The organism is Geomonas paludis, assembly GCF_014193585.1.
Classification (GTDB): domain Bacteria; phylum Desulfobacterota; class Desulfuromonadia; order Geobacterales; family Geobacteraceae; genus Geomonas; species Geomonas paludis.
In genome coordinates this window covers 1,298,895-1,322,270 of the sequence record NZ_BLXY01000001.1, presented here as the reverse complement: position 1 = coordinate 1,322,270, position 23,376 = coordinate 1,298,895, and the positions used below count along the sequence as shown (strand labels likewise).

Sequence of the window (23,376 nt, the reverse complement as noted above, 5' to 3'; positions counted from 1 at the left end):
AGGTATACTTCAGAAAAACGCATTTGTTATAGCAAATGCTTAAGTTTTGATAAAGACTTTATATTAGAACACCCCAAATCATTGGCCACGGAGAAAGTCTGAGGAAATCTGAGAGAGGCGACTGGAGTCTGGGGGCAATGGCCGAGGATATCGACTGGGTGGGCTCGACCGAATTCAAACCCAAATGGGGGAGGAAAGAGTATACTGAGTCGGTGGCTAATCGGCCTTCACGTGCAGTCATATAAGAACCAGAGGAACAAGCCATGGCGGTTGGATGGTCGAGAGATGGAGCGGTGCAGGAACAGATAGATGCCACGGTGGAATCCGCAGTCGAACGGGCTAAGAGCCGTTTGCCTAAAGGCGAAAGTCTCACCCATTGCGAGGAGTGCGAGGTTCCGATTCCTGAAGCGCGTCGCAAGGCAATTCCAGGAGTTAGATACTGTGTTGCCTGCCAATCGGAACTTGAAAAGAAGGAGAAGGCAGCAGCGCTCTACAACCGGAGAGGCAGCAAAGATAGTCAACTGAAGTGAGTGGTGCGGATCAGGTGGGATGAAACGTGGGCGGAAGGGGTGCGCCTTCCTGATAGAGGGTGTCGGCACTCAGGTCGGCATCGTTGTCCCACGCAACGAAGTAGCCGCCGTTACGGGCGGTTTTGAACATTGCGGCATCTTCCAGCCCTCTGAATGCCTCTCTTTGCAACAGGGGGCTCACATCGTATCTGCGCAGTTCGCCGTTGGCGAAGCAGACATCGAGGGTCCAGTCATCATTTGCACTGATCGATGCTACCTTTTTCACGTCGTCTGGCCCTTTATATCGTCCGAAAGTTTCTGTTCATCTAGGAAACCTCATTTCTGAGTTTCGGCAGTTTTCGGCGCATCGTCACCAGTCAGTACCGGCTTGCCATCTTTCCAGATCACCGCGTACTGACCCAGCCGTCTTTTCTTCTCCAACGCCTGCGCTACCGCCTCCTTAAGGTTTTCCAGCACAAGCTGCGCTTCTGTAGATGCAGCACTTTTCCGGGTAGCGTTCATACAGCGGCCTCTGTTTGAAAAAATTGACAACATTCCTCGTGAAGAGCAGGTATTGCCATCCCCTCCTTTTCCCCCTCCCGCGCACTGCGCGATTTTATCTCACCCCCCACTACGGGTAAAGGAATAATCTACTTGTCCTTGTCTTCCAGCAATCGTCGCAGCGGCTGGCGCCCCTTAGATCCGGTTGCTGTTTCTCCAGATGTTCATCTGCTCGGCCTGCTTTATCAGTTCTTCCTGGAAATCGGGATGGGCTATGGAGATGAGGGCCTCGGCCCTCTCCCAGGTGCTGAGCCCCTTCAGATTCACCTTCCCGAATTCGGTCACCACCCAATGGGTGCAACTGCGCGGGGCGGTGACGATGCTGCCGACGGGCAAGGTGGGCACGATGCGCGACTTGGCGCTGCCGTTCTTGCCGTAGGTGGAGGAGAGACAGATGAAGCTCTTGCCCCCCCTGGAGAGGTAGGCGCCGGTCACGAAATCGAGCTGGCCGCCGGTGCCGCTGATATGCCTGACGCCGGAGGACTCGGAGGAGACCTGGCCGAACAGGTCGACCTCGACGGCGTTGTTGATGGAGATGAAGTTGTCCAACTGCGCCACCTTCTGAACGTCGTTGGTGTAGTCGGCCGGGCGGCAGAGCAGTTCCGGGTTGTCGTGCATGAAATCGTACAGCTTCTGCGTCCCGAGGGCGAAGGTGTACACCTGGCGGAAACGGTCGATGCTCTTCTTGGAGCCGGTGACCTTCCCCTGCAGGGAGAGTTCGGCGAAGACGTCGGTGTAAAGCTCGGTGTGCACGCCCAGGTCGCGCAGGTCGGTTTCCGCGATCAGCGCTCCAACCGCGGCGGGCATGTCGCCGATGCCGAGCTGCAGGCAGGCGCCGTTGGGGATGTCGTCGATGATCAGCTCGGCCACCCTGCGGTCCACCGGGCTGGGCTCCGCCCCCTTCACTTCAGGGAGGACCGGGTTTTCCCCCTGCACCACGTACTTCACCCGCGAAACGTGGATGGCGTGTTCATCGCCGACGCAGCGCGGCATGTTCTCGTTGACTTCGACGATGATGTTTTCCGCACGGTCGCAGACCGCCTTCATGTGGGAGCCCTGCGGCCCGAAGTTAAAGTACCCCTGGTCGTCCATGGGCGCGACCTGGAAAATGGCCGCGTCGATCTTGGTGATGTTCTCGCGGTAGAACCGGGGCAGCTCCGAGTAGCGCATCGGGCTGAAGTAGCCACACCCCTTCCTGAGGATCTCGCGGTCCACGCCGGTGCAGTGCCAGGTATTCCAGGTGAAGTGCTTTTCGGGTTCGGGGATGGCGCAGATGGCGGGCAAGCGCATGCTCACCATGCCTCTGACCTGGACCCCCGAGAGCTCCCCCGCGCGTGCGGCGAGCGCCTGGTCGGCCGCTATCGGCTGTCCCAGGCAGATCCCGTAATCGACCCAGTCCCCCGACTTGACGATCTTCACCGCTTCCTCGGCGCTGACCTGCTTCTCCCTATACTGTTGCAACGACATCGTACGTCTCCTCCTTGCCGGTACCTCGTTCAAATAACAAATCAGGCGGAACTCACCACGGCCAGCAGGCGCGCGGGAGAGTCGCCCAGACCGCGGAAGGTGTGGGGGCGACCGGCGTCGAGATAGGCGCTGTCTCCCTGGCCCAGTACCTGGGTCCGTCCGTCATAGAAAAGTTCGACGCTACCCTCCAGCACGTAGACGTATTCCTGCCCGTCGTGCGCGATGGGGACGCCGGGCTCGGCGGCCGGATCGAAAGTGAGCAGGAAGGGCTCCATGAGGTGGCCGGCGGTGCCGGGACGGGTCAGGGACTTGTACGAATACCCCTGGTCGGTGTCCCCCTGCTCCCCTGCCAGCGATTCGCCGCTGCGACAGATGGTGAGCGCCTCCGAGACCACGCCGCCGCCGTGCAAAAGCCCCTCGACCCGGGAGCCGAAGACACGGGAGAGCTTGATGACCGCCCCGATGGCGGGGACCGCGGTCCCTTCCTCGAAGGCCCGCAGCCGCTCCGCTGGGATCCCGGTGAGTTTGCAGACCTGGTCCAGGGTGAGCCCCTGTGCCTCGCGCAGCTTCTTTACCCTTTCGCCTACATATTTGCGCATGTGCTTCCTCCTTAAAACCATTGGCCACGGAGAACATCTGAGAAAGTCTGAGAGCCCCCTTGGATCCCCACCAAAGGCAAATCCCCCTAAATCCCCCTTCGCAAAGGGGGACTTGCCCGGAGAAGGGGACTGGCTCCGCCAGGTGCCTGTCCCCTTGGTGCTATTCAAGCTTGCTGAGCTGAAAGGGGCGTTCCGCTAGAGGGACAGGCACCTGACGGAGCCTGTCCCTTTCTGCCTAGCGTGTTTCGCGCCGGGCCGGCACGATGCGGCCGCTCAGGACGCGCAGGTTCAGCCAATGCCGCTCGATGGCGGGCCTGAGATCGGAGGCCTTGAGCCCGGTGTTCTGGAAACGGCGCTGCAGGGAGAGGTACATCTCCAGCGCCTCGTCCGAGAACTCCGGCTCGATGTTGATCTGGTGCCTCCTGCCGTCGAATACCTCCAGCACCGGGTAGAGCCCGGAGCGCACCGCCAGCCGCACCAGCTCCATACCCAGGGCCGGCTCGGACTTCCAGCCGGTGGGACAGGGGGAGAGGACGTGCAGGAAGCGGAAGCCGCGCAGGTCCAGGGCGTGCCGCAGCTTCCTCAGGGTGTCGTCGGCGTGGGCCAGCGACAGGGAGGCCGCGTACGGGATCCGGTGCGCAGCCATGATGGCCATGATGTCCTTTTTCTGCTCGACCTTGCCGCCGGGGGTGCTGGTGGTGACCGCCCCCGCCGGGGTGGCCGAGGAGCGCTGGCCGCCGGTGTTGCCGTAGATCTCGTTGTCGTAGCAGATGTAGAGGATGTCCTCGTTGCGCTCGGCCGCCGCGGACATGGTGGCAAAGCCGATGTCGTAGCTGCCGCCGTCCCCGGCCAGGCAGATGACGCGGGTCTCCTCGCCGTTGAGCCGCGCCACGGCGGCGGCGCCGGTGGCGACAGCGGCGGCCGACGCGAAGGTGGTCAATACGGTCGGGGCGCCCAGCCCCGCCTGGGGAAAGGCGCCGGCGCTGATCGCCGCGCAGCAGGCGGGGATCACCAGCTGTACCGGACGGTCGGCCACGGCGCGGCGCATCATCTGGAGCAGGTTGGACATGCCGCAGCCGCCGCAGTTGGTGTTGCCTGGGCGCAGGAGCGGGGTCTCGCGGTCCACGGCGCTCTGGGCCATGCCGCCCAACAGGGGTTCGTTTCTCATATGGCCTCCACGTTGACCGGGGTCCCCGACTGGCGCCGCCCCTTGAGGTCGGCCAGGACCCGCTCCAGGTGTTCGGGACGGACGTCGCCCCCGCCGATGCCGGCCAGGTAGTTCTGCACCACCGGGGCCTGCGCCAGGCGGGCCAGCTCGCCCCAGAGTACGCCGCCGAAACCGAGGCTTATGTCGCGGTCCAGGATGGCGATGCGGCTCTTGCCCGCGAACTCCCGGGCGATGGCGGCGACGGGCAGCGGCCTCAGCATCCTGATCCGCAGCGAGCCGACCTTCTCTCCCCTCTCCCTGGCCCGGTCCACCACCCGCTGGGCGGTGAGCCCCATGGTCCCCAGGGAGACGATCAGGGTGTCGGCATCCTCGGTCCGGTACGGGACCAGCGCCCCCTGCAGTTCCCGTCCGAAGATGTCAGCGAAATGCCCGCGCACCTCCTCGAAGACCGTTTCGGCCGCCAGCATGGCCTGGTGATGCTGCATGCGGTGCGTCTCGGTCTGGGCCGGGAGCTCGATCTGCCCCAGGGAATGCGGCGTGCTGCCTAGCTGCTGCGGGACGCTCGTGAGCGGCAGGAAACGGTCCACCTGCTCCTGGGAGGGTATCTCGGTCTGCGCCACCGTGTGGGAAAGGATGAAGCCCTCCATGCAGACCATGGCCGGCATCAGCACCCGCTGGTCCTCGGCCAGCCGGAAGGCGGAGAGCACGGTATCGAAGAGTTCCTGGTTGTCGGCGCAGTAGATCTGGATCAGCCCCAGGTCCCTGAGCATCAGGGCGTCGCCGTGGTCGGCCCAGATGTTCCAGGGGGGCCCCATGGTCCGGTTGGCGACGGCCATCACGACGGGAAGCCTGAGCCCCGCGGCGGCGACGCAGTTCTCGGCCATGTAGGCCAGGCCGTTGGAGGCGGTGGCGGTGAAGGAGCGGGCTCCGGCCGCCGCGGCGCCGATGCAGACCCCCATGGCGCTATGCTCGCTCTCGACCCGCACCACCCTGCCCTTCTCGATCTGCTGGGCGCAGAGAAACTCCATGCACTCGGTGGAGGGGGTGATGGGATAGACGCCGCTGCAAAAACCGCGTCCGGTCCGGTTGGCTCTCGCCGCCAGCGTGGCGGCCAGGGCGGCGGCGTGGTTTGCGCTTAACAGTTGTCCTTTCATCGGCTACCTCCCGGCAGGGCTTTGTCCTTCATCTCCATGGCGCTTCTCGGGCACTCCGCGACGCACATGCCGCATCCCTTGCAGTGATCCAGATCGATCCGGTAGCCATCCTGCGCGCGGTAGATGATCCCGTCCGGGCAGTAGACGAGGCAGGTGTCGCAGCTCGTGCACTGGCCGCAGGAAAAGCAGCGCTCAGCCTCGGCGGGGCCGGCCAGCCCCTGGTTGAATTCCTGGAAGCCGGCGCGCGCCTGGTTGAGCGGCAGGTGCCGGTCCCGGCCCGGGGGATCGGGCTCGAAATGGGAGAAGCGGATCTGCGCCGGTGCGACCACCCGCTGCGTCGCGCCTGCTTCACGGTCGCCTTCCAGCTCTTCGGCCTCCTCGCCCTCCAGCGCGGCCAGTGCGCGCAGGGCGGCGCGATGCCCGTTGCCGATGGCGTGGGTCACCGTCCCCTCGCCCGTCGCACAGTCCCCGGCAAAGAAGACGGAGAGCGCTTGCCCCTCGCTCCAGGCGCGCCCGGCGTCGACCTTCCAGCGGGCGGGCAGTAACGGCTCCAGGCCATCCTGCTGTCCCAGGGCCAAAAGGACCCGGTCACAGGGGAGCTCCGTGGTGCGCTCGGTGACCACCGGGCGGCAGCGTCCGCTCGCGTCCGGCGCCCCCTGCTCCACCTCCGCCAGCACCAGGGCGGCGACCCGTCCGCTACCGAGGCAGCGCACCGGCTGACGCCGGGTCATCAGGCGCACCCCTTCCTGCTCCGCCTCCGCGATCTCCTCGTCGATGGCGGGCATGTCCTGCCGGCTGCGCCGGTACACGAGCCTGACCGATGCGGCGCCCAGGCGCAGGGCGCTGCGGGCGCAGTCGATGGCGCTGTTGCCTCCCCCCACCACGACCACGTGCCCCGAGACGCTTTCGCTGCCCGCCTTGACCCGGTCCAGGAAGGGAAGCCCCTGCTCCACGCCGGCAAGCTCCTCTCCCGGGACTGCCAGCTGGTGCGGCGCGCCGAACCCGGTGCAGACGATGACGGAGTCGTACTCGGCGGCGAGGCGGGAAAGTTCCGCAGGGCCGAGGCGCTCGCCGCAGCGGGCCTTGACCCCGAGGTCGAGGATGCGGGAGAGGTCCCGATCCAGGACGTCGAGCGGCAGCCGGAAGGCCGGGATGCCGTAGCGGAGCACCCCGCCCAGGGCGGGGGCCGCCTCGTAGATGGTGACGCCGTGCCCGCGCAGGGCGAGCTGATAGGCGGCGCTCAGGCCGGCGGGTCCTCCACCCACCACGGCGACGCGGCGGGGACGGAGTGCGGCAAGTTTGGGCAGGACGACCTGGGAGTTGTCCGCGATCCAGCGCTCCAGGCTGCGGATGTTGACCGCCCCGTCGAACGCCTCGCGGTTGCAGTGGTTCATGCAGGGGGCGGGACAGACCCTGCCGCAGACGGAGGGAAGCGCCTGGGTGCGCAAAAGGATGGCCGCCGCGGCCTCCGGGCCCTGCTCCTTGAGGGCCTGCACGAAGCCGACGATGTCGTTGCCGGCCGGGCAGGCCGCGTTGCAGGGGGGAGTGTAGCGGCAGTAGGAAGGGGACTGGTTGCTCCAGAGCCCGGTCCTCAGTTCGATGGGGAAATCCTGCGCCGGCGCGGTGAGGGGGGCGACGACAGCCTGGCCGGGTGCCTGCGGCGCCGCGTTTTCGGGAGACGCCCCGTCCGCCGAGGCTTCCTGTATCCGCACCCGCTCATGGGCCAGTCGCGCGGCGGCGAGGTCGCCCGGGACGCCGAAAGAGGCGTAGACCTCCTCGAGCAGTTGCAGCGGCAGTCCCAGGATGCGGGCGTAGGCGCCGACGATGGTGGTGTTGACGATGACTACCGAGCTGGAGCCGATCCCCTGTTCCCGCGCGATGTCGGTGGCGTCGACGGTGGCCAGGCGGTAGCCGCGGTAGCGCGCCCCGAAGTCGGCCGGAGCCCCGCTTGTGTTGAGGAGGATGAGCGCGCCGGGAGCGACGCCGGCCAAAACCGGGGTCTCCAGCAGCCCCGCGTCGAGGACCAGCAGATGATCCGGCCGATATACCTTGTTGCGGTTGGTTATGGCGAGACGGTCCACCCGCGTGAACGCCTGCACCGGTGCGCCGGAGCGCTCGGAACCGTAATCCCCGAAGGTCTGCACGGCAAGCCCCATCCTTGCGTAGAGTGCCGCGATCAGCTTGGCACAGGTGACGCCCCCCTGCCCGCCGCGGCCGTGCACGCGGATCTCCAGCGGCAGATCCGTTCCTTGCGGCAGTACGACGCCGTTTGTGCTGTCAGAGTTTCCCAAGGGATGCATGGCCACCTCCGTACCATCTGCTCCTGCGCATGTTCAGGGGCGTATACAGCAAGGGGTGTGCCTGTACGGGAAGCGGCAGTTAACTAAGCGAAAAAACGAGGGATTGAACGGATGGAACGGGAAGAGCAGAACGAGGGGATCGGCGAAATGGAAACCCAGGTTGCCAATTCGGACGCAACCGCGGCTAAACCCTCGATAACTCGGGGTCGGCGGGTGGTAACTTTTGGGTCAAGGCGGTAACCTAAGTTACCAGCAGCGGGATCAGCTTTCCTTCTTGAGCTTTTTCAGAAGCGCCGTATGGGAGAGCCCCAGCGTGGCTGCCGCCTGCCTGATGCTTTTGGAGCAGGAGAGGGCTTCCTCGATGATCTGCCGCTCGTAGCGCTGCAGTTTGTCGTGCAGCGATGCGCCCGGTGCGGTGGCGGGGCCCTGGACGCGTATCTCCCTCCTGGTCTGATCCAGGTCGAAGCTCAACATGATGACGTCGACGTCGATTTCCCCGCCGCTGCAGAGGATGGCGGAGCGCTCTATGACGTTGCGCAGTTCGCGGACGTTGCCCGGCCAGCTGTGGCCGGCAAGCTCCGCCAGCGCCTCCCTGGTAAAGCCGGCGATCGGCTTGTCCAGAAGGGGGTTGAGCTGCATCAGGAAGTGCTCGGCCAGAAGCGGGATGTCCTCGGGGCGCCCGCGCAGGGGGGGGATGCGGATGGGGAGGACGTTGATCCGGTAGTAGAGATCCTCGCGGAAGGTCCGCTCCTGCACCATCTGCTCCAGGCGCTTGTTGGTGGCGGTGATGAGGCGGGCATTCACCGGGATCTCCTGCGTCCCGCCAATGCGCCGCACCGTTTTTTCCTGGAGCGTGCGCAAAAGCTTCGACTGCAGCGCCAGGGGGAGCTCGGTGATCTCGTCCAGGAATATGGTCCCCCCCTGGGCCACCTCGAACAGTCCGGGCTTCCCCTCCTTGCTGGCACCGGTGAAGCTCCCCCCCACGAAGCCGAACAGCTCGCTTTCCAGCAGGTGCTCCGGCAGCGCCGCGCAGTTCACCGGCACGAAGGGGCCGCTGCGGCCGCTGGCAGAGTGAATGGCGGCGGCGAAGAGCTCCTTCCCCGTGCCGCTCTCCCCCTGTATCGAGACGTAGGAATCGGTCCGGGCGATCTTCTGCGCGAAGGAAAGGGCGTCCTTGACGGCGCGGCTCTCCCCGATGATGTCGCTGAAGGTGATCTGCCGGGGCTTGAGCAGCGCGTGGGCCAGGCTCTTGATCTCCTTCATGTCCTTCATGATCTCGACGGCGCCGATGATCCTGCCCCGGCTGTCGGTGATCGGCTTGCAGGTGACGAAGAGCTGCAGGCGTCCGGTCTTGGTGATGATGTCCTTCTTCACGTTGACAAAGCTGCGGCCCGACAGGCATTCGAGGACCGTGTAGTCGGGAAGTTGCAGGTCCGTGATCCGCCTTCCCAGGCTCGACTCTGGTGAGATCCCCAGCACCTGGTGCGCCACGCTGTTCATGAGGACGATGCAGCCGGCCTCGTCGATGAACAGGAACCCGTCGCTGACGCTGTCCAAGAGGATCTGCATCCGCTTTTCCCTCTTTTCGTGCGGCAGCGTCTGGATGACGGCGATGTCGAGGAGGTCCGGAAGGGCGGCGATGGCGTCGATGAGCCTCTGCCTCCCCTGCTCCTGTCCCTCTGCTTCCAGGTAGAGAGTGGCCCTGCCTTCTTCCCTCTCCACATCGAGGCCGCAGATGTTGAACTGCTCCGCGGCCATCAACGCAGCGAGGCTTGCCAGTATGCCGGCACGGTCAGTGAAGAGCAGTTTCAGCTTCAGGTTGATGTCCATCCGGGAACCTCGTGACAGAAGCGACGGGTGTGTCAGGCGATGGGGGAGTTTCTCACATAGGCCGCATCGCGTCAATCCGGTAAGAAAGGGCCGGCAGTAGACCTCAAAACCATTGGCCACGGAGAAAATCTGAGGAAATCTGAGAAATGCAAGACCGGGGCTGAGGAAAGTCCCGGCCTTTCGGAGGTGCGGCGTTGCGGGCGTGTTAACGGCCTTGATAAAAGAGCGGGACACTGGCGCCCAGGCCGTGGACGACGCTGGTGAAGGCGTTGCGGTGCTCCAGCTTGTCAGGGCCGAAACGGTCTTCGAAGAGGCGACGGATCATCGGGATGCGGGAGGTGCCCCCGGTGAGGAACACGGTGTCGATCTGATCGCTGCTGACTCCGGACTTGCTGATGACTTCGTCGATGCAGCCGGAGATCCGGGCCAGGTTGTCACGGTTGATCGTCTCGAACTCCTCCCTCGTGATTCCCTCCTCGATGACCAGGCCGCGCTCCTGGAACCTCACCAGCGCGGCGTCCTGCTGCGACAACTCGCACTTCGCCTTCTCGATGCACTGGAACAGGAAGAAACCATAGTTGTCGCTGATGAGGTGCTCCAGGTTTTCCAGGGCCTGCCGGTCCGTGGCGGCGTTCTTGATGAGGCGGATCTGCTCCCGGGTCTTTCTCGCCCTCAGGAGCGGAATCCGGTGCCACTGGCACAGCGTGTAGATGATGCTGTGCGGGATGTCGAACAGCTCGTCCTTCCCCATCCCCTTGTACCGCACGCCGCGGCCGAAGTACTTAGCCACCTTCTCCCACATGATCTGCGAGTCGAACTTGTCTCCCGCCGTATAGACCCCGCCGATGGAGAGGACGTCGGCGCGCCGGTCAGCCCTGCCAAAGTCTCCCCCCTTGACACGGATGACGGTGAAGTCCGAGGTACCGCCGCCGAAGTCGCCGATGAAGACCAGCTTTTCGGCGCCGGCGGGAAGGGTCTCTTCGTATGCCAAGGCGGCGGCGACGGGCTCGAACTGGAAGTGGATGTGGCGAAAGCCCGCCTTGCGCGCGGCCTTCTCCAACCGGTTTTGCGCCAGGGCGTCCTTTTCCGCATCCTCGGAGAAAACGACCGGGCGACCCAGGACGACGCTGTCCACGGGAGCGCCGAGGTACGCTTCCCCTTTCGCCTTGATCCTCCTGAGGATGATGGCGACCAGGTCATCGATGCCGTACTTCTTGCCGAACACCTCGGTCCCCTCGAAACTCCGGTTGGGCAGGAAGTTCTTGATGGACTGCATGAAGCGACCGGTCGCGCCGTCGCCGACGTACTGGTTGATGGCGTCCTGGCCGGTGAAGATCTCGTCGTCCTCGTTGAAGTACAGGACCGAGCGCATCAGCGCAGCATTGCCGCTTGTCTCGTCGATGTCGACGACTTCGACGCGGCCGTCGTGGTAGAAAGGGCGGAGTTGGTGGTGCCAAAATCGATGCCGAAAACTGCCTTCATGCAGACTCCCGAAAACAACAAGGGCGGGTCCCTTGGGGACCCGCCCGGAGAAATGAAATAGGTGGATGTTGTAACAGAAAGGCGCGGGCGGTGGCAAGTTGTAAACGCCCTCACAACCATTGGCCACGGAGAAAATCTGAGGGAATCTGAGAGATACAAAAGAGACCTATTTGAACCATCGATCACGAATGATTCCGTTGCAACGCCACGCGATATTCCCGTATCCCCAGCACAAGGCAGCCAACTGTGCCAAAACAACTAGAAGAACCCAACCACTCCATCCCCATCTGCAAAATGGAAGACTGTTCGCTATTCGGAACCAATCAGGCATCACACTGCCGAGAACAACAGTGAGGTATCCGCTAAACAAAGAAGCTGGTGTGCCAATTATAACGAGCAATGAAGAGGGCATATCAGAAAAATGCCTATACTTTCTTCGGTTCTCCCATGTTCTTCTGACGTGTTCAAGCACGATATCCTCCCTTGCCACCGCTTGACTAGTTCATTCCTCCAAGTACGCCCTAACAAGAAACCATCGACCTTTTCGCTTCTCGAACTCAAGCTGGTGAAAGCGGAAAAAGGTTGGCGTTGCGAGATCTTGCTTAGTGAGCGTGGCTTTGTCGTAAATAAGGCCGAGCATGGTTTTGGTCCTAAGGCGACCATTGACTAGAAGGTATTGGGGTTGCAGCAAGATCTTCTTAAAAATCCCAGGAAAGTCCCGCCTGTTGTATGAGGTTGCAGGGATGTCGTCGCTGACGCCGCGGACATCCAGGGGGAAACTCGTCATCTCAAGCAACTTCGCCTGATCATTGACGAGCACCGCCTTCCGGAACGAAGTCCAAAACTTGCCTGCGCTGTCAGTTTCATCAGATCCATAGCACAAGGCCTGGATTGATATTGCCAGCAAAAGAAGGACCAGCACTCGCATCACGGCTCCTTTACATTCACTTGCAAAGGCCATCGATGTCCTACCGACCCATATCCGGATTTGGGGAAATTTGAAAACTTGACCATTCGGCTTTGGTTGCCCCCCAAGAGCTTGAAGTGAGACCCGGTTTCTTCTATCCAAAAGCCGACATGATACCCAGACCGGGTACATGGCCTACTAAACTCATAAATGACAGTGATCGCACCGAGGATAGGACCGCAAATCTGGCCCCAGTGCAACCAGCTTCTTGCAGCAGCAGACCTCGTACCAACAATCCCCGCTCCTTTTAGACACCAGTTTACAAAGGATGAACACCAAGCCGTCTCGTCATCTGTCGCACCACATAGGGTTGCTGCGTGATATTGGAGAATACGAGGATTGTGGGCATTATCTTTAAATTGCACTTGTCCAATCTCCCCAGCAGCAATTTTGAGCCACGGCGCGCGGGAAAAATCCAGAGCCACATGTTGAGGCATTGTAGCCTGCGGCACCATCCCCTGTTGAAGAGCAGCCCAAGAGTGTGGACCTGCAACTCCATCAATGCCTATTCCAACGGCCGCTTGATACTTCCTCAGCGCGTTCTCCGTGTGAGCCCCGAAAATGCCGTCAGGTTTCAATGGTGGCTGAGGTCTGAGGAGCTTATTCAGAAGCACCTGTAACTGTAGGACCTCGGGGCCACGACTTCCAATCTGGAGTACTGAGCTCATCCTTTCCCCCCACGTGCGAAGGAGTAAAAACTTAAAAATTACCAACCAGTCCGCAGATGTCAATCTGGTCATACAGCTAAGGAAAAGATATTGGCAGCTAGTGGGATTGAAGAGAGCAGAGGGGGGGGAATACAAGGGAAATAGCCGGAAGAAGGTGCCTAAATGCAAAAACCCCGGCTGCGTTAGCAGTCGGGGTTGGAATTGCTTTGGAGCGGGAAACGGGATTCGAACCCGCGACCTTCAGCTTGGGAATCTGTTATTTGACCGTCTCAGCGCGTTTCAGGGCCTTCCAATCCGTACCACCGACCCTACATATTGACTTGATTTTACACGGCTTTACCGATAATATCATTTCACACCGTTTCAACCCACCTCACCTCAAGCCGGATGCAAAACGGATGCACAAACGGATGCAAGCCGGATTTGGAGGCAATATGGGTAACCAATTTACCGAAAAAATGATCGCGGCCGCAAAGCCCAGAAGCCGCAAATATTACCTCCGTGAAGGGCGTGGGTTCACCCTGCAGGTCATGCCAACCGGCACCAAGACCTTCTTGTACATATTCGAGTTGGACGGGAGCAAGGGCTATCTGCGACTTGGCCAGTATCCCGGCTGTACCCTTGCCGAGGCCAGAAGACTTTATAATGTCGCCTATAACTCAGTCAAAAAGGGAATCGACCCGCGCGAGGAGAAAAAAGCCGCCACGGAGAAGCAGCTTGAGGCGGCAAAACAGGCTGTAGAAGAGGCGAAAGCCGCCGCCAGTGCCGCGGAAGAGTTGGGGAGATGCACCTTTGACTATCTCCTTGAGGGTGGTATTCCGGAAGAATTCACTCCTCAGACGGTGGAACAACTCGCGGCGGTCTGGATGGTAAGATTTTCCCAAGTCAACCACACCAAGCGCTGGCGCGATACAGTCCTCTCCTGTCTCAGGCTTCACGTTCTCCCGGCTATAGGGGGCGAGGAGATAAACGCCATCAGACGAAGGCACGCAGTGGCTCTGATTGAAAAGATCGCAGCTACCCTACCCGGGGCGGCACGCAACGCCATGAAGCTCTGTCGCCAGATGTTCAAATATGCCTATCGGATGGAGTGGGCGGAGATCCAGCCCTTCAATGAAATCACCGAGTCCGTCCCCCGGATCGCACCCAAAGCCGATGAGCGGCACCTGGACGACGACGAGATCGTGAGGGCCTGGAATGAGATCGACCGGTCGGCGATGTCGCTGCAGGTCAAGCGCGCCATCAAGCTGGTGCTGGTTACGGCTCAGCGCCCCGGCGAGGTGACCCAAATGCACCGCGAGCAGATCAAGGGGCGCTGGTGGACCATTCCTGCCGAAGTCGCCAAGAACCGCCGGGAGCACCGAGTCTATCTCACCGACACAGCCCTCAACCTCATAGGCGACACCCATGGCTACATCTTCCCCTCCGACGGCAAGAGCCCCCACATCTCGCCCACCGTGCTGTCGAAGGCGATCAACCGAAGCTATGAAAACACCGGAACAAAGACAGTCGGCAAAGAGATCATCAACGCCAGCAAGAAGCCCTACTTCGGCATGAAGCCGTGGTCCCCCCAGGACCTGCGCCGTACCGCCCGAACCAACATGGCACGAGTCGGAATTATCGAAGAGGTCGCCGAGGAGGTGGTGAACCACAAGAAATCGGGGATTGTGGGGATCTACAACAAGTACCGGTATGACAAGGAAAAGGAAGTAGCGCTGACCAAGTGGGAGCAGCTACTGATCGAGATCCTTAAGGGGGAGCCTGAAGCGGACGGCAGACCTCTGGCTTAGCAGAACTCCGGCTCTTGATTATGATGCGACCGATATTTCAGTTTCGAGCTTAATTGAGGCAAATAAGCAAAGTATATATTACTTAAATCAACAGAATAACGAGTCCTGAGGAGGGAATCCGCCACCCGTGCATCATTTCGTTCCCGACCAGACCTGCACCGTGCCGCTCATAAATCCTCTCTCAACTCTTCAAGGGTGGGGGGAGCACCGGCCTTACGAACACGCAGTTCAAGCCCCAGGTAGTCGAGCACCCGTATCACCTTTCTGATCCCGAGCTCCTGCACTGTACCCGCCTCGAGCTGGCTGATGGTAGCCCGGCTCATGCCGAGTTCACGTGCGATCTGTTCTTGCGTGACCTTCCGGAGCTTGCGGACTTTGCGGATCTCTTGGCCAAGTTCGAATAACATGCCGCGTATCATATGCAATACATAACCACACTGCAATGCTTAAATGTATCACATATAGAACATTCAGACACAAAGTCATAAATGGTGGTGCATCTTGCTCCGAATACTGCGGAACGATTCAGAGGAGGAAAGATCAGCATAAGTGCCTTGTATCCTTCCATACAATTTTTTGTACGTATCAGTACAAATGATTGTACCTCCCTGTACAACTCAGCGCGAACCTCCAGCCTCCATGCAACTGCGTATGAAAGCCGCCAATGGAGCGATGTCGCCGTGCGAACTTGCCGCATCAAGCGCATCCAGGTACTCCCCGCGCCGCTCCACCCGGATTACCGTCCAAGGATACCCTCCCGACCCGAGCATGGCGTTCATCAAGAACCTTCCCAGCCTGCCGTTGCCATCCATGTAAGGATGGATGTAGACGAACAGGAAATGTCCAAGGACCGCGCGCACCGCTGCGCTCTCCTCCGCTTGCAGCAGGGAGCAGAGTTCAGGCATCATTTCCCGAACCGCCTCTTTCGAGGGGGGGACATGGGCCGCGTTCTTGATGTAGACGGGGTGACTGCGGTAGCCGGCGAGATCAACCGGTCTCAGGATTCCAGCGGCAACACAAGGCTCCCAAAGGCTCTGGTACCAACTCGCATGGTCGCTACGAAAGGCGGCCCCGGGGTTCGCGCCTGAGAACACCTTGACCATCGTCTCCTTCACCTTGTTGTGGGCAAGCCAGTACCCCCTCGCAGCCAGAGCGTTCTTCGCCTCCAGGTCAGCCGGAGCAGTATCGGGGCTCCATCCCCCTCCGGCCACCCGGCGGATCAAATCGTCGGATACCCGGTACCCCTCGATGGAAAGGGAGTGATAGGCATCACTCGCATAGACTTCCTCGACGCTGTCCATGAATCCGGCCACGTCCGCAGGGGGCCCTGGTTCGCCAGGAAAGGCCTTCAGCACTGCCCCCCTCATCTCCTGCCACATGAGCCGCATGCGAAGCACGTAAGGCGACTTCGCCTCCCCGAGGTGAAGCTCCGACAGGGGAGCAGCGAAAGGGTTCGTCTCGGTAACGGTGTATCCCACCGCGCGCATGGTGGATAGGATTTCATCGGCCACCTGTCCCCGCCCCACGGCCCGAAGCGCTCCGGCCAGCCTGCCAGCAATAGCGGAGTGCCCTCCTTCCACCAGATCCCTGAGCAAATCGGACGGGTCAACCTGGTGCAGCGCGATACGTGCGTCCCGGACCGAACTGCGGAAGAAGACCTCCGGCACCTTGATCAGAGCAAGGGACAGGGGCATCACCCGCACCCCCGACACGAGTTCCACCCGCCCCGGATCGATGTCCCTGCGGTAGTCAAGCAAGGAGAAGGTATCGGGAAGCGGTAGGATACGGTTGCTTGCTTTTGGTGACCAGACCACAATCTGCCGCGGGGGAACCGTCGCTCCCACATGGAGCGCCACCGAGTATTCAGGCGAGGCGTGCCACAGCTCGTCAAAGCGGTCGTCGCAGTACTCCCGGACAAAAGTTTTCAGCGCCGCATGCCATGGGGTCGTGTCCCCCGGCGCGTCATCGGGGCGTGACGGCATATACCACCCCCTGACGACCTGACGCAGAAAGCCATTCTTGACCAAGACCTCCCGCTGCTGCCGGGAGAGCTCTTCCGACTTCAACACCGTCCTTCCTGCATCCTGTAGCACCTTAAGCGCCTGCAGAGCATCCGAAAAAAGCCTCTGCCCCGGACTCACTTTCACTTGAGACTCCTCCCCCCGCGGCGTTCCGGCGGTACGGACTCTTCGCAGTAATTTTTCGCCTCGGTCAGCGGCAACACCCCGCCCACAAGCCCTTTGGGATAGCTAAAGGCACCTACCAGGTTGCCTTGGTAGAAAAGAACATGAACAAACGTGTCTCTACAGGGTGGCCTCAACGTGTAGGAGTATGTGGCAACCCTCTTCCCCCGGTATGAAGAGGGGTCGAGACCAATTGCCTTTGATGCGGAAACGATCGAGTGGAAGTTGCAGTGCTTGTTGTCGAGTACCAGCGTCCCTACCTTGTAATCCCTCTTTGGACTCAGCCCGTAGGTTGCCATCAAGCCCAGTGCCTTTTCCTGTAAAGGATCGGAAGCTTCTCCTTTTCCTGTGCACAGTAGGATTGCAAGTGCACAAAAACATGCCACTAGTCTCGTCACTGAATATCTGTCCTCCGTCAGAAAGCTTTGCGCCAGCCGTCGCGGGTTGCTATACTCTACGGACCTGCTTCCAGGTTGAAGAGAGTCTCCGCCCCCCTCCTTCCCCCTACGCCTACCCGCCCTATGCATATGAATTGCTGTTCGGCAACCCATATGAGTTAACGCTGAACAAACCATATGAGTTAATGTTGTAGGATGTATATGAGTTATTGTCAAGCGTCACTTCAAAAAAGATAGAACCTGCTGTCCTGGCCGGAGCTTTTCTCCGGCAACTAGGCTTCTTTTCCACCCTGCGCCACTTCAGTGGATGGCATGAGGCCGGTTCGGAAACCGCAGCCTGCTGCGGTCTCCGAACGGGCCGGACCGGTAAAGCGACCGGTACGAAAGTGCCGGCGGCTTTGGTCCAAGCTGTCCTGTTTTTCTACCGGGGGCGTTGCGGGGGAAGCCCCCGCAGAGGGGGGAGCGGAGAACGCCCAGCGGTCGCAGCGAGGGGGAAACTTCCCCCCTAAAAGCCTCCTACTCTCTGCCCGAAGAACGCCCGAAAAAAAGGTCCCCCATTTTTCCGGTTTGAAGACTTGATCCTGCAAAATAACGAAAGTGTATTTTATCTAGTTAGCAAAAATAGGGAGAAATGAGCTCGATAGCTGCCGATTTTGGGGTGCAAAGCCTTGCGGAAGGCGAGATCGAGGCGCTGAAGATTCCCGCCCCATCTGGCATGTTACTGGCTAGGGAGGTCCAAGTTGGAGGTGACGGACCTACAGGAGGTAGACGCGTGACAAACGTAAGAGTAGGTACTGCTCCGGATTCTTCGCAAGGATGCGGAAGAGGAGGAGCGGGATAGTTTGGCCGCCCGGCGTCAAACTGGTTTACATCCTGTAGAAAATAATGATCTCAAATTCACAGGTCGGGTGTTTGTGTATCACACTGGAACTTTATTCTCCTCTCAAAAAGAACGCCTCATAAATGAGTATAAGAAGAAAAATTTATATCTGCAACTAAGAGGTTTTGACTATTGGCATGACCGTAATAAGGGAGCAGGTGGCTAGACCAAGCGGATTTAGCATCCGTAGATTTTTATTCGCTCTCCATATGGAAAGCTTAGCGGTTCACGGCCAATACTGGAGCGAAGATGAGGTTATCGAAGGTGCGCTTCAGGGTCTTGCTTTGGAAGTTTACCATCGGCGGCGAATGGGGAAATTCGACTATGTCACCTACCTTTACCGGAGTCTGCACCGCTGCAACCCACAGCTTATGCCCGTTTTCCGCAATCTCTGCGTAGGTGTAACCGCCAGAGTCCATGGTCTGGACAACTGTTCCTTTGTGATTGGTACCGGCGAAAATTTCCGCCGGTTGTTGCCCAACGGGCGTAGCCGTTGTCATCCTTCCTGTTGACTGTTTGAAAATATTGAGTAATTCAATGACCTCATTAGCGGTTCCGTGATCCAGTACATAGTCGTAGTGAGCTTTGGCTTGTGGGGACTGTGCTGCAACCCACCTTTCAATTTCGGGCAATAGCGCGCGTGCGTCAGGGTGTTTTGCAAAAATTTCGGAATCAAATTCCTGTTGAGATAGAGTTTTTTGGTCTGTGACGGGTTGCGAAGGCACTGAGGATGCACTAGGGACGTAATCTCTGGCGTATTTAGAAAGCTGATCACCCTTTTTTTTGCCTGTTTGCCATATTCCCATAACTGAACACACTGCAATTGCTATGATTACAAAAGAAAAAATATACTGGCAAAAATTTTTGCCTGAAGACGTAGTATTTCCTAAGGTATCTCCGGTTACTTTAGATGCAGGATTAACAACGAAGAATTCGTATCCTGCAGCAAAACCAAGCGTGAGTAGCAATACAGGTATACCCTCAAGGTTGTAATAACCGACAAGCCATAGGTTGAAAAGAAGCACAAGGCCACCGTACAAACGTAATTTAGTTGTCTTTTTCATCAATTCACCCCCGTGTAACCCTTAAACGTGCACTGAAGCACCTTTTATATCATTCTTGAAAGGATTGCCAATGACCGCACAGCGCGCAAGTCCCATCATTGCTTGGCACCGTGAGCTCACCACACTCATCACAACAAGAAGGGTAATCTCCTTGAGCTCTAATTCTCGCTTCTAACCTTTTTCCATGAGCACGGACGAATTCAGGCAGTTCACTTACGAAAAGGGTCCACGTGTCATCTTCTTTGAAGACAGTTGCCATATCTTGGCCTAACTCGTAGTTTGCAAAAGCCAAGGCGAAGCTGAGAGCATTCCCGATTGTCGCTTGCGCCTCCTTCTCTGTCGTTCGCCACTCGTGATGCTGAAGGTTGTTACGGGTTTCCCGCAAATGGTCGAGAAAACTTTCATCGTCTGAAGAGAAAGCAACACCTATTTTCTTAAGGAGGCGAACAGCAGAAAGAATACTAACGGTTTTAGTTTTTTGAGGGTTGCACCATATCAATTCTGGATCTTTGTCATGAAGTCTTGCCTTAAGGAGCAACTCAACACAGTGAGCAGAGCCTGCAAGTGCTTGCTTGAGGCGGGCATGGTTGGAACCAAATTCCTTCCAGGCCAACAGTTCTACGACCCGTTTGAACGAATCGGTGGCATTCGATAGAAGGTCAAAATGAATGGTGTGTTTCTGTGCCATCGGTAGGCCTCTAGAGTGACAATATATCGTCCTGCGAAGCAGTCCTTTGAAGAGGTATAATTCACACATGGCAAGAGTTCTTTTTTGGGGAGAGTCCAAACAATTTAGAACAATTAATCCTTCCTGACAAGTCGATTTCGTGGTTCTGAGTCAATCGTTTCTTTTTTTGTGAGCCGGTTATTTGTGGTGATGCACCGCTCTTACGTGGCAGACCCGGCGAGTTGGCGGGGCCAAGCACGAAAGCGGGAAACAATCAAAGGAATCTTACGCGTGGACCGGAGGCGGACCGGAACCCCAACGCAAAAGCCCCTCCAGCAAATGCCGAGGACCTCTTTAATAGGAATGAGGGGCTTAGAGCCTCCGCCCCCTGCTCCCGAAGCAATAGCATCAGCTCGCCCCTCTAAATAACCGACCCTAGTCTCATCCACTTCTACTCAGCAAGCGCCCCTATTATCGGGTCCTGATTACCTGTCGTAGCAGCAGTGCGAATTGAAATACCTTTCCAGCTTGCATAAAGGCTAAATACCTGCGGGTCTCAAGCGGGATCGGGGTGGGAGCAGAAAACGAGGCGAGGCCCGGCTTCTTCGGGACCGGCCGGAGACCGCCTAAAGCTGTCGGCGCCAGCCGACGGCTTTGGTCCACCTGGAGGGGCGGGAGATCCCGCTTCCCAGGGGGGCGCGGGGCACTCCCCGCTGTAAGGTTTAAGGCCGGTTGACAGACAGCCGGTGCAACCGGCAGCCTGCCAACGGGCCGGGACCGATAAAGCGGCCGGTACGGAAGTGCCGGCGGCTTTGGTCCAATTTATCCGCCCTTTCAACCGGGGGCGTTGCGGGAGAAGTCCCCCCTCAAGGCGTCCTAGGTCCTGTCCAGGGAAACGCCCGAAGACGGCGAGGCCACCTCCCGGAAATCCAAGACTCCTTCCCTCAACGCGCGGTCCGCCGCACGGCGCCCGGAAGTCCTCTGAACCATGTGCCGCTCCACCCGGTCCCTGCTTTTCAGCCACTCTTCCACCTCGGCAAGATGCCATCCCACCGCACCTCTCCCCACCCTGATGCGTCGCGGGAAAAGCCCTGCCTTTTCCAGGCGCCACTGCGTCGCCGCACTCACTCCAATCATCTGCAAAAGCTCTCTTCTTCTGATCACCTTGTCCGCTTCCATGATCGCCTCCGGTCAAAAATCGTAATCATGATCGAGCCCGCCGGTGGTCCCGGGAACGTAGCCCTGCGCAGGCTCCAGAGCCCCCTTCTCCATCAACTTCCGGACCTGTGCCAACTGCCGCTCCCTGACCCGTATAGTGTCGAGAGAGAGTCCCGAGCGGAGAATGAAGTCCCGGTTTCGCACCGGAAGCCGGTTAGCCGCCCGGATCTGAAGCTCGATCTTCGCCGGTTCGTGCTCCGGAATGAGGAGGTAACCGGCCAACTTCGGGAGCCCCTGGATCTCCGAGGGAAGGATCAGCCGGTCGGTCCGTTTCACCCGGGAATAGGAGACACTGTCGCGGCTTTTCCCCTGCCCGATGGAACGCGTTTCCGTGATCTCCCAGTCCTGCGTCTCACCGAAACGCCCCGAGAAGATCTTCGCCGTCGCCTCGTCCGCAAGCTTCAAAACGAGAGAAGTACCGCAGCTGTTCATGATGGTCGCCGCGTCGTTGTTGCCATAGGTTTTGGCTATCGCCGCGAAGTCCTGGAAGCCCAGTATCATGGAGGCCCCCTTGCTCCCGCCCGCAGTCAGAAGCCTCGTTATGGTAGGGAGCCGCTGCAGGTTGCCGAACTCATCCAGCAGGAAATAGACGCGCCGATCAGGATCGTCCGGACTGGAGAGGAGCCTTTTGCCGAGAAGGTCGATGAAGAGCGAAAGGTAGGGGCGCAAGGTGTTCTCCACCTCTGGCCTTCCCGTGATGAAGATGAAGCTGCCGCGGTCATTGTTGATCCAGTCCTTGATGGTGAAACCGCAGCCGTTGCAGGCAAACTCCAGCCAGGAAACGTAGGACATGAGCACCGCTCCCACGATGGCCGCCTGCTTCCCCGAAACGTCCTCGATGTACTTGAGCCCCGCCGCCCCCTGCTCTATCGAATCGCAGATCTCGGCCACATCCCTCGTGTGCGAGGAGAGCGCACGCCAAAGGTCCTCGTTGGTGCGATCGCCCCGCTGGTAGAGCCCGGCGATCACCCCGCGCAATACATCCTGGGCCGCCTTGCACCAGAAATGCTCCTCTCCGGCACCGGGAGGGATGAGCGAACCGGTCACCGCGGAGATGTCGGGAATGGTGTCGATGTCGTCGAATATGTTCCACTTGAGCCCCCGCTCGTCGAGCGGGTTGGCGATGTAATCGATCCCCGGCGTGTAGAACTTCTGGACGTACTCTCCCTTGAAGTCGTAGATGACGGCTGGGAGCCCGGCCTCCCTGATCTCCTCCAACTGCTGCATGAGGGCGACCGTTTTCCCGACCTGGGTCTTCCCTGCGATCATGACGTGCTCCGCCTCGTACCGAACCGGCAGGTAGACCGAACCGAAGGGAAGACGCCCCTCCTGTTTGGCCGCTTTCTTGGCGAGTTCCTTCTCAGGAATGAGCCGCATCCCCCGAATGTGTTCCCCCTTTTCGAGCTTCGCCTTTTTGGCGCGCAGGAGATAAAAGGCGAGCCCGTAGGTCAGGGGAAATACCAGCGCGGCGAGAAGTCCGCACCCCTTCGACTGCTTGACGACGATCTCCTCGATCCGGTAAGCAACCGGCTGGGCCCGGAGGTACGAAGCCGGGTAACGGCCCCCCCGGATGGTGAAGGTCGGCTGCAGGGGAGAGCCCTTGAACAGCTTCGCCACCTCAAGTTTCCAGCTCACCTCAAAGTAGTAGGCAGGGATGATTTTGTAGACCAGGAAACCGAAGGTGCAAATGTAAAGGACGAAGGCGAAGGCGCTGATCCTGGTCCAGATCCGGACCTTGAGTTTGAGATCGGCCGCCCACATGCCGATCCCCTGGTACCCCGAATTGTTCGACGTTCCGAAGCTCATGGCGTACCTCCTTCCGTCTTCAAGGCGCGGCGCCGCGCTTCTTCCTTGTACGGCTCCCACGCCTCGGGGTTGTGGCTGAAGGTCCCTCGGGCCAGGGTGAAGGCCGCCATGGTCGCGACCTGCATAAAGGCCCGGCTCATGCCGAACGGGGCCTCCCTTTCCTCCACCTGAAGATCCACCAGCCTGGTTACGTTTTGCGACAGGGCGCGAAGCTCCTCCTCCGCGTTTTCCACCCTGCCGGCCAGTTCCGCCTGCCCCCCTTTAAGCTCGAAAACCTCTGCGAGCACCCCCTCCAGAACCGCCAGTTTTTCGCAGGTGAGATCCACCTTTCCGGCCCAGACATCAAGCCTTTTCCCCAACTCCTCCACCTCGGCAGAGGTGGCAGGCCGAAGCGCCGCGCTTCGCTCTGGATGGGCAAAAAGCGCCTCGCGCACCACCTCCGAAACGGTCCTGCCCGAGGCTTCCGCGAGCCGTAAAAGCTGCTCCTCTTCCTCGTCCGAAAGCCTTACATGGATGCTCTTCATGGCGACCTCCCACGGCTTTAGCCACGTAGCACGCGGTTACACCTGTGACATCAGCCGTTTACCCGACAAAGTCCCCCCTTCGTAGCACGCTGTAGCACAACCAGGCATAACATTCCAGCTACTTGCAACTTCCTCCCCTCA

The 23,376-nt window shown here is 59.7% G+C and carries 21 protein-coding genes; 2 read left to right on the top strand and 19 right to left on the bottom strand.

What is annotated here, in order from left to right; translation table 11 throughout:
• Positions 1–263 precede the first annotated feature (263 nt).
• Complete coding sequence (locus tag H7687_RS05490; protein ID WP_183345898.1) at positions 264–530, top strand: DksA/TraR family C4-type zinc finger protein; 267 nt, start codon at positions 264–266, stop codon at positions 528–530.
• Between the two features lie 10 nt (positions 531–540).
• On the opposite strand, the gene H7687_RS05485 is transcribed toward H7687_RS05490, so the two are convergent.
• From H7687_RS05485 to H7687_RS22190, 11 genes are all read right to left on the bottom strand, one after another.
• Entirely contained in the window at positions 541–795 is a 255-nt protein-coding gene (locus tag H7687_RS05485) for a DUF2442 domain-containing protein (RefSeq protein WP_198424611.1), read from the bottom strand.
• 50 nt (positions 796–845) lie between these two features.
• Entirely contained in the window at positions 846–1,031 is a 186-nt protein-coding gene (locus tag H7687_RS05480; RefSeq protein ID WP_183345896.1) for a hypothetical protein, read from the bottom strand.
• A gap of 174 nt (positions 1,032–1,205) precedes the next feature.
• Positions 1,206–2,537, bottom strand: coding sequence for a butyryl-CoA:acetate CoA-transferase (locus tag H7687_RS05475; protein ID WP_183345894.1), 1,332 nt, complete (start codon positions 2,535–2,537; stop codon positions 1,206–1,208).
• 41 nt (positions 2,538–2,578) lie between these two features.
• Positions 2,579–3,136 carry an XRE family transcriptional regulator gene (locus tag H7687_RS05470; RefSeq protein WP_183345892.1) on the bottom strand — a complete coding sequence of 186 codons (558 nt, stop codon included), beginning with the start codon at positions 3,134–3,136 and terminating at the stop codon, positions 2,579–2,581.
• A 235-nt stretch (positions 3,137–3,371) separates the two neighbouring features.
• On the bottom strand, positions 3,372–4,304 hold the full coding sequence (locus tag H7687_RS05465) for a thiamine pyrophosphate-dependent enzyme (protein ID WP_183345890.1): 933 nt from the start codon (positions 4,302–4,304) through the stop codon (positions 3,372–3,374).
• The gene (locus H7687_RS05460) at positions 4,301–5,458 is read right to left on the bottom strand and encodes a pyruvate ferredoxin oxidoreductase (RefSeq protein ID WP_183345889.1); all 1,158 of its coding nucleotides are present in this window, start codon (positions 5,456–5,458) and stop codon (positions 4,301–4,303) included. The genes H7687_RS05465 and H7687_RS05460 overlap by 4 nt, the downstream gene beginning before the upstream one ends.
• Entirely contained in the window at positions 5,455–7,758 is a 2,304-nt protein-coding gene (locus H7687_RS05455) for an FAD-dependent oxidoreductase (RefSeq protein ID WP_183345887.1), read from the bottom strand. The genes H7687_RS05460 and H7687_RS05455 overlap by 4 nt, the downstream gene beginning before the upstream one ends.
• A 261-nt stretch (positions 7,759–8,019) precedes the next feature.
• The gene (locus tag H7687_RS05450; RefSeq protein WP_183345885.1) at positions 8,020–9,588 is read right to left on the bottom strand and encodes a sigma-54 interaction domain-containing protein; all 1,569 of its coding nucleotides are present in this window, start codon (positions 9,586–9,588) and stop codon (positions 8,020–8,022) included.
• Between the two features lie 205 nt (positions 9,589–9,793).
• Positions 9,794–10,960: an Hsp70 family protein gene (locus H7687_RS05445; protein ID WP_246404609.1), complete on the bottom strand. Its 1,167-nt coding sequence runs from the start codon at positions 10,958–10,960 to the stop codon at positions 9,794–9,796.
• A gap of 612 nt (positions 10,961–11,572) precedes the next feature.
• Positions 11,573–11,998, bottom strand: coding sequence for a hypothetical protein (locus tag H7687_RS05440; RefSeq protein ID WP_183345883.1), 426 nt, complete (start codon positions 11,996–11,998; stop codon positions 11,573–11,575).
• Positions 11,998–12,705, bottom strand: a complete 708-nt coding sequence (locus tag H7687_RS22190; protein ID WP_183345881.1) for an NlpC/P60 family protein — start codon at positions 12,703–12,705, stop codon at positions 11,998–12,000. Before H7687_RS22190 ends, H7687_RS05440 begins: the two co-directional genes overlap by 1 nt.
• A 434-nt stretch (positions 12,706–13,139) precedes the next feature.
• Between H7687_RS22190 and H7687_RS05430 the strand changes: the two genes are divergently transcribed.
• On the top strand, positions 13,140–14,495 hold the full coding sequence (locus H7687_RS05430) for a tyrosine-type recombinase/integrase (protein ID WP_183345879.1): 1,356 nt from the start codon (positions 13,140–13,142) through the stop codon (positions 14,493–14,495).
• 167 nt (positions 14,496–14,662) lie between these two features.
• Here H7687_RS05430 and H7687_RS05425 read toward each other — a convergent pair whose 3' ends face one another.
• From H7687_RS05425 to H7687_RS05390, 8 genes are all read right to left on the bottom strand, one after another.
• Positions 14,663–14,902 carry a helix-turn-helix domain-containing protein gene (locus tag H7687_RS05425; RefSeq protein ID WP_183345877.1) on the bottom strand — a complete coding sequence of 80 codons (240 nt, stop codon included), beginning with the start codon at positions 14,900–14,902 and terminating at the stop codon, positions 14,663–14,665.
• Positions 14,903–15,112: 210 nt separating this feature from the next.
• Positions 15,113–16,564: a Fic family protein gene (locus H7687_RS05420; protein WP_246404606.1), complete on the bottom strand. Its 1,452-nt coding sequence runs from the start codon at positions 16,562–16,564 to the stop codon at positions 15,113–15,115.
• A gap of 74 nt (positions 16,565–16,638) precedes the next feature.
• Positions 16,639–16,977: a DUF4830 domain-containing protein gene (locus tag H7687_RS05415; RefSeq protein WP_183345874.1), complete on the bottom strand. Its 339-nt coding sequence runs from the start codon at positions 16,975–16,977 to the stop codon at positions 16,639–16,641.
• A 1,197-nt stretch (positions 16,978–18,174) separates the two neighbouring features.
• On the bottom strand, positions 18,175–19,020 hold the full coding sequence (locus tag H7687_RS21915) for a hypothetical protein (RefSeq protein WP_246404603.1): 846 nt from the start codon (positions 19,018–19,020) through the stop codon (positions 18,175–18,177).
• Positions 19,021–19,069: 49 nt separating this feature from the next.
• Positions 19,070–19,708 (bottom strand): hypothetical protein, encoded by a 639-nt coding sequence (locus tag H7687_RS05405; RefSeq protein ID WP_183345872.1) that lies wholly within the window; start codon positions 19,706–19,708, stop codon positions 19,070–19,072.
• 855 nt (positions 19,709–20,563) lie between these two features.
• A complete protein-coding gene (locus H7687_RS05400; protein ID WP_183345870.1) occupies positions 20,564–20,866 on the bottom strand; it encodes a helix-turn-helix transcriptional regulator in 303 nt (100 codons plus the stop codon).
• Between the two features lie 12 nt (positions 20,867–20,878).
• The gene (locus tag H7687_RS05395; RefSeq protein WP_183345868.1) at positions 20,879–22,711 is read right to left on the bottom strand and encodes a type IV secretion system DNA-binding domain-containing protein; all 1,833 of its coding nucleotides are present in this window, start codon (positions 22,709–22,711) and stop codon (positions 20,879–20,881) included.
• Positions 22,708–23,235, bottom strand: a complete 528-nt coding sequence (locus H7687_RS05390; RefSeq protein ID WP_183345866.1) for a YlcI/YnfO family protein — start codon at positions 23,233–23,235, stop codon at positions 22,708–22,710. Before H7687_RS05390 ends, H7687_RS05395 begins: the two co-directional genes overlap by 4 nt.
• Positions 23,236–23,376: the final 141 nt, after the last annotated feature.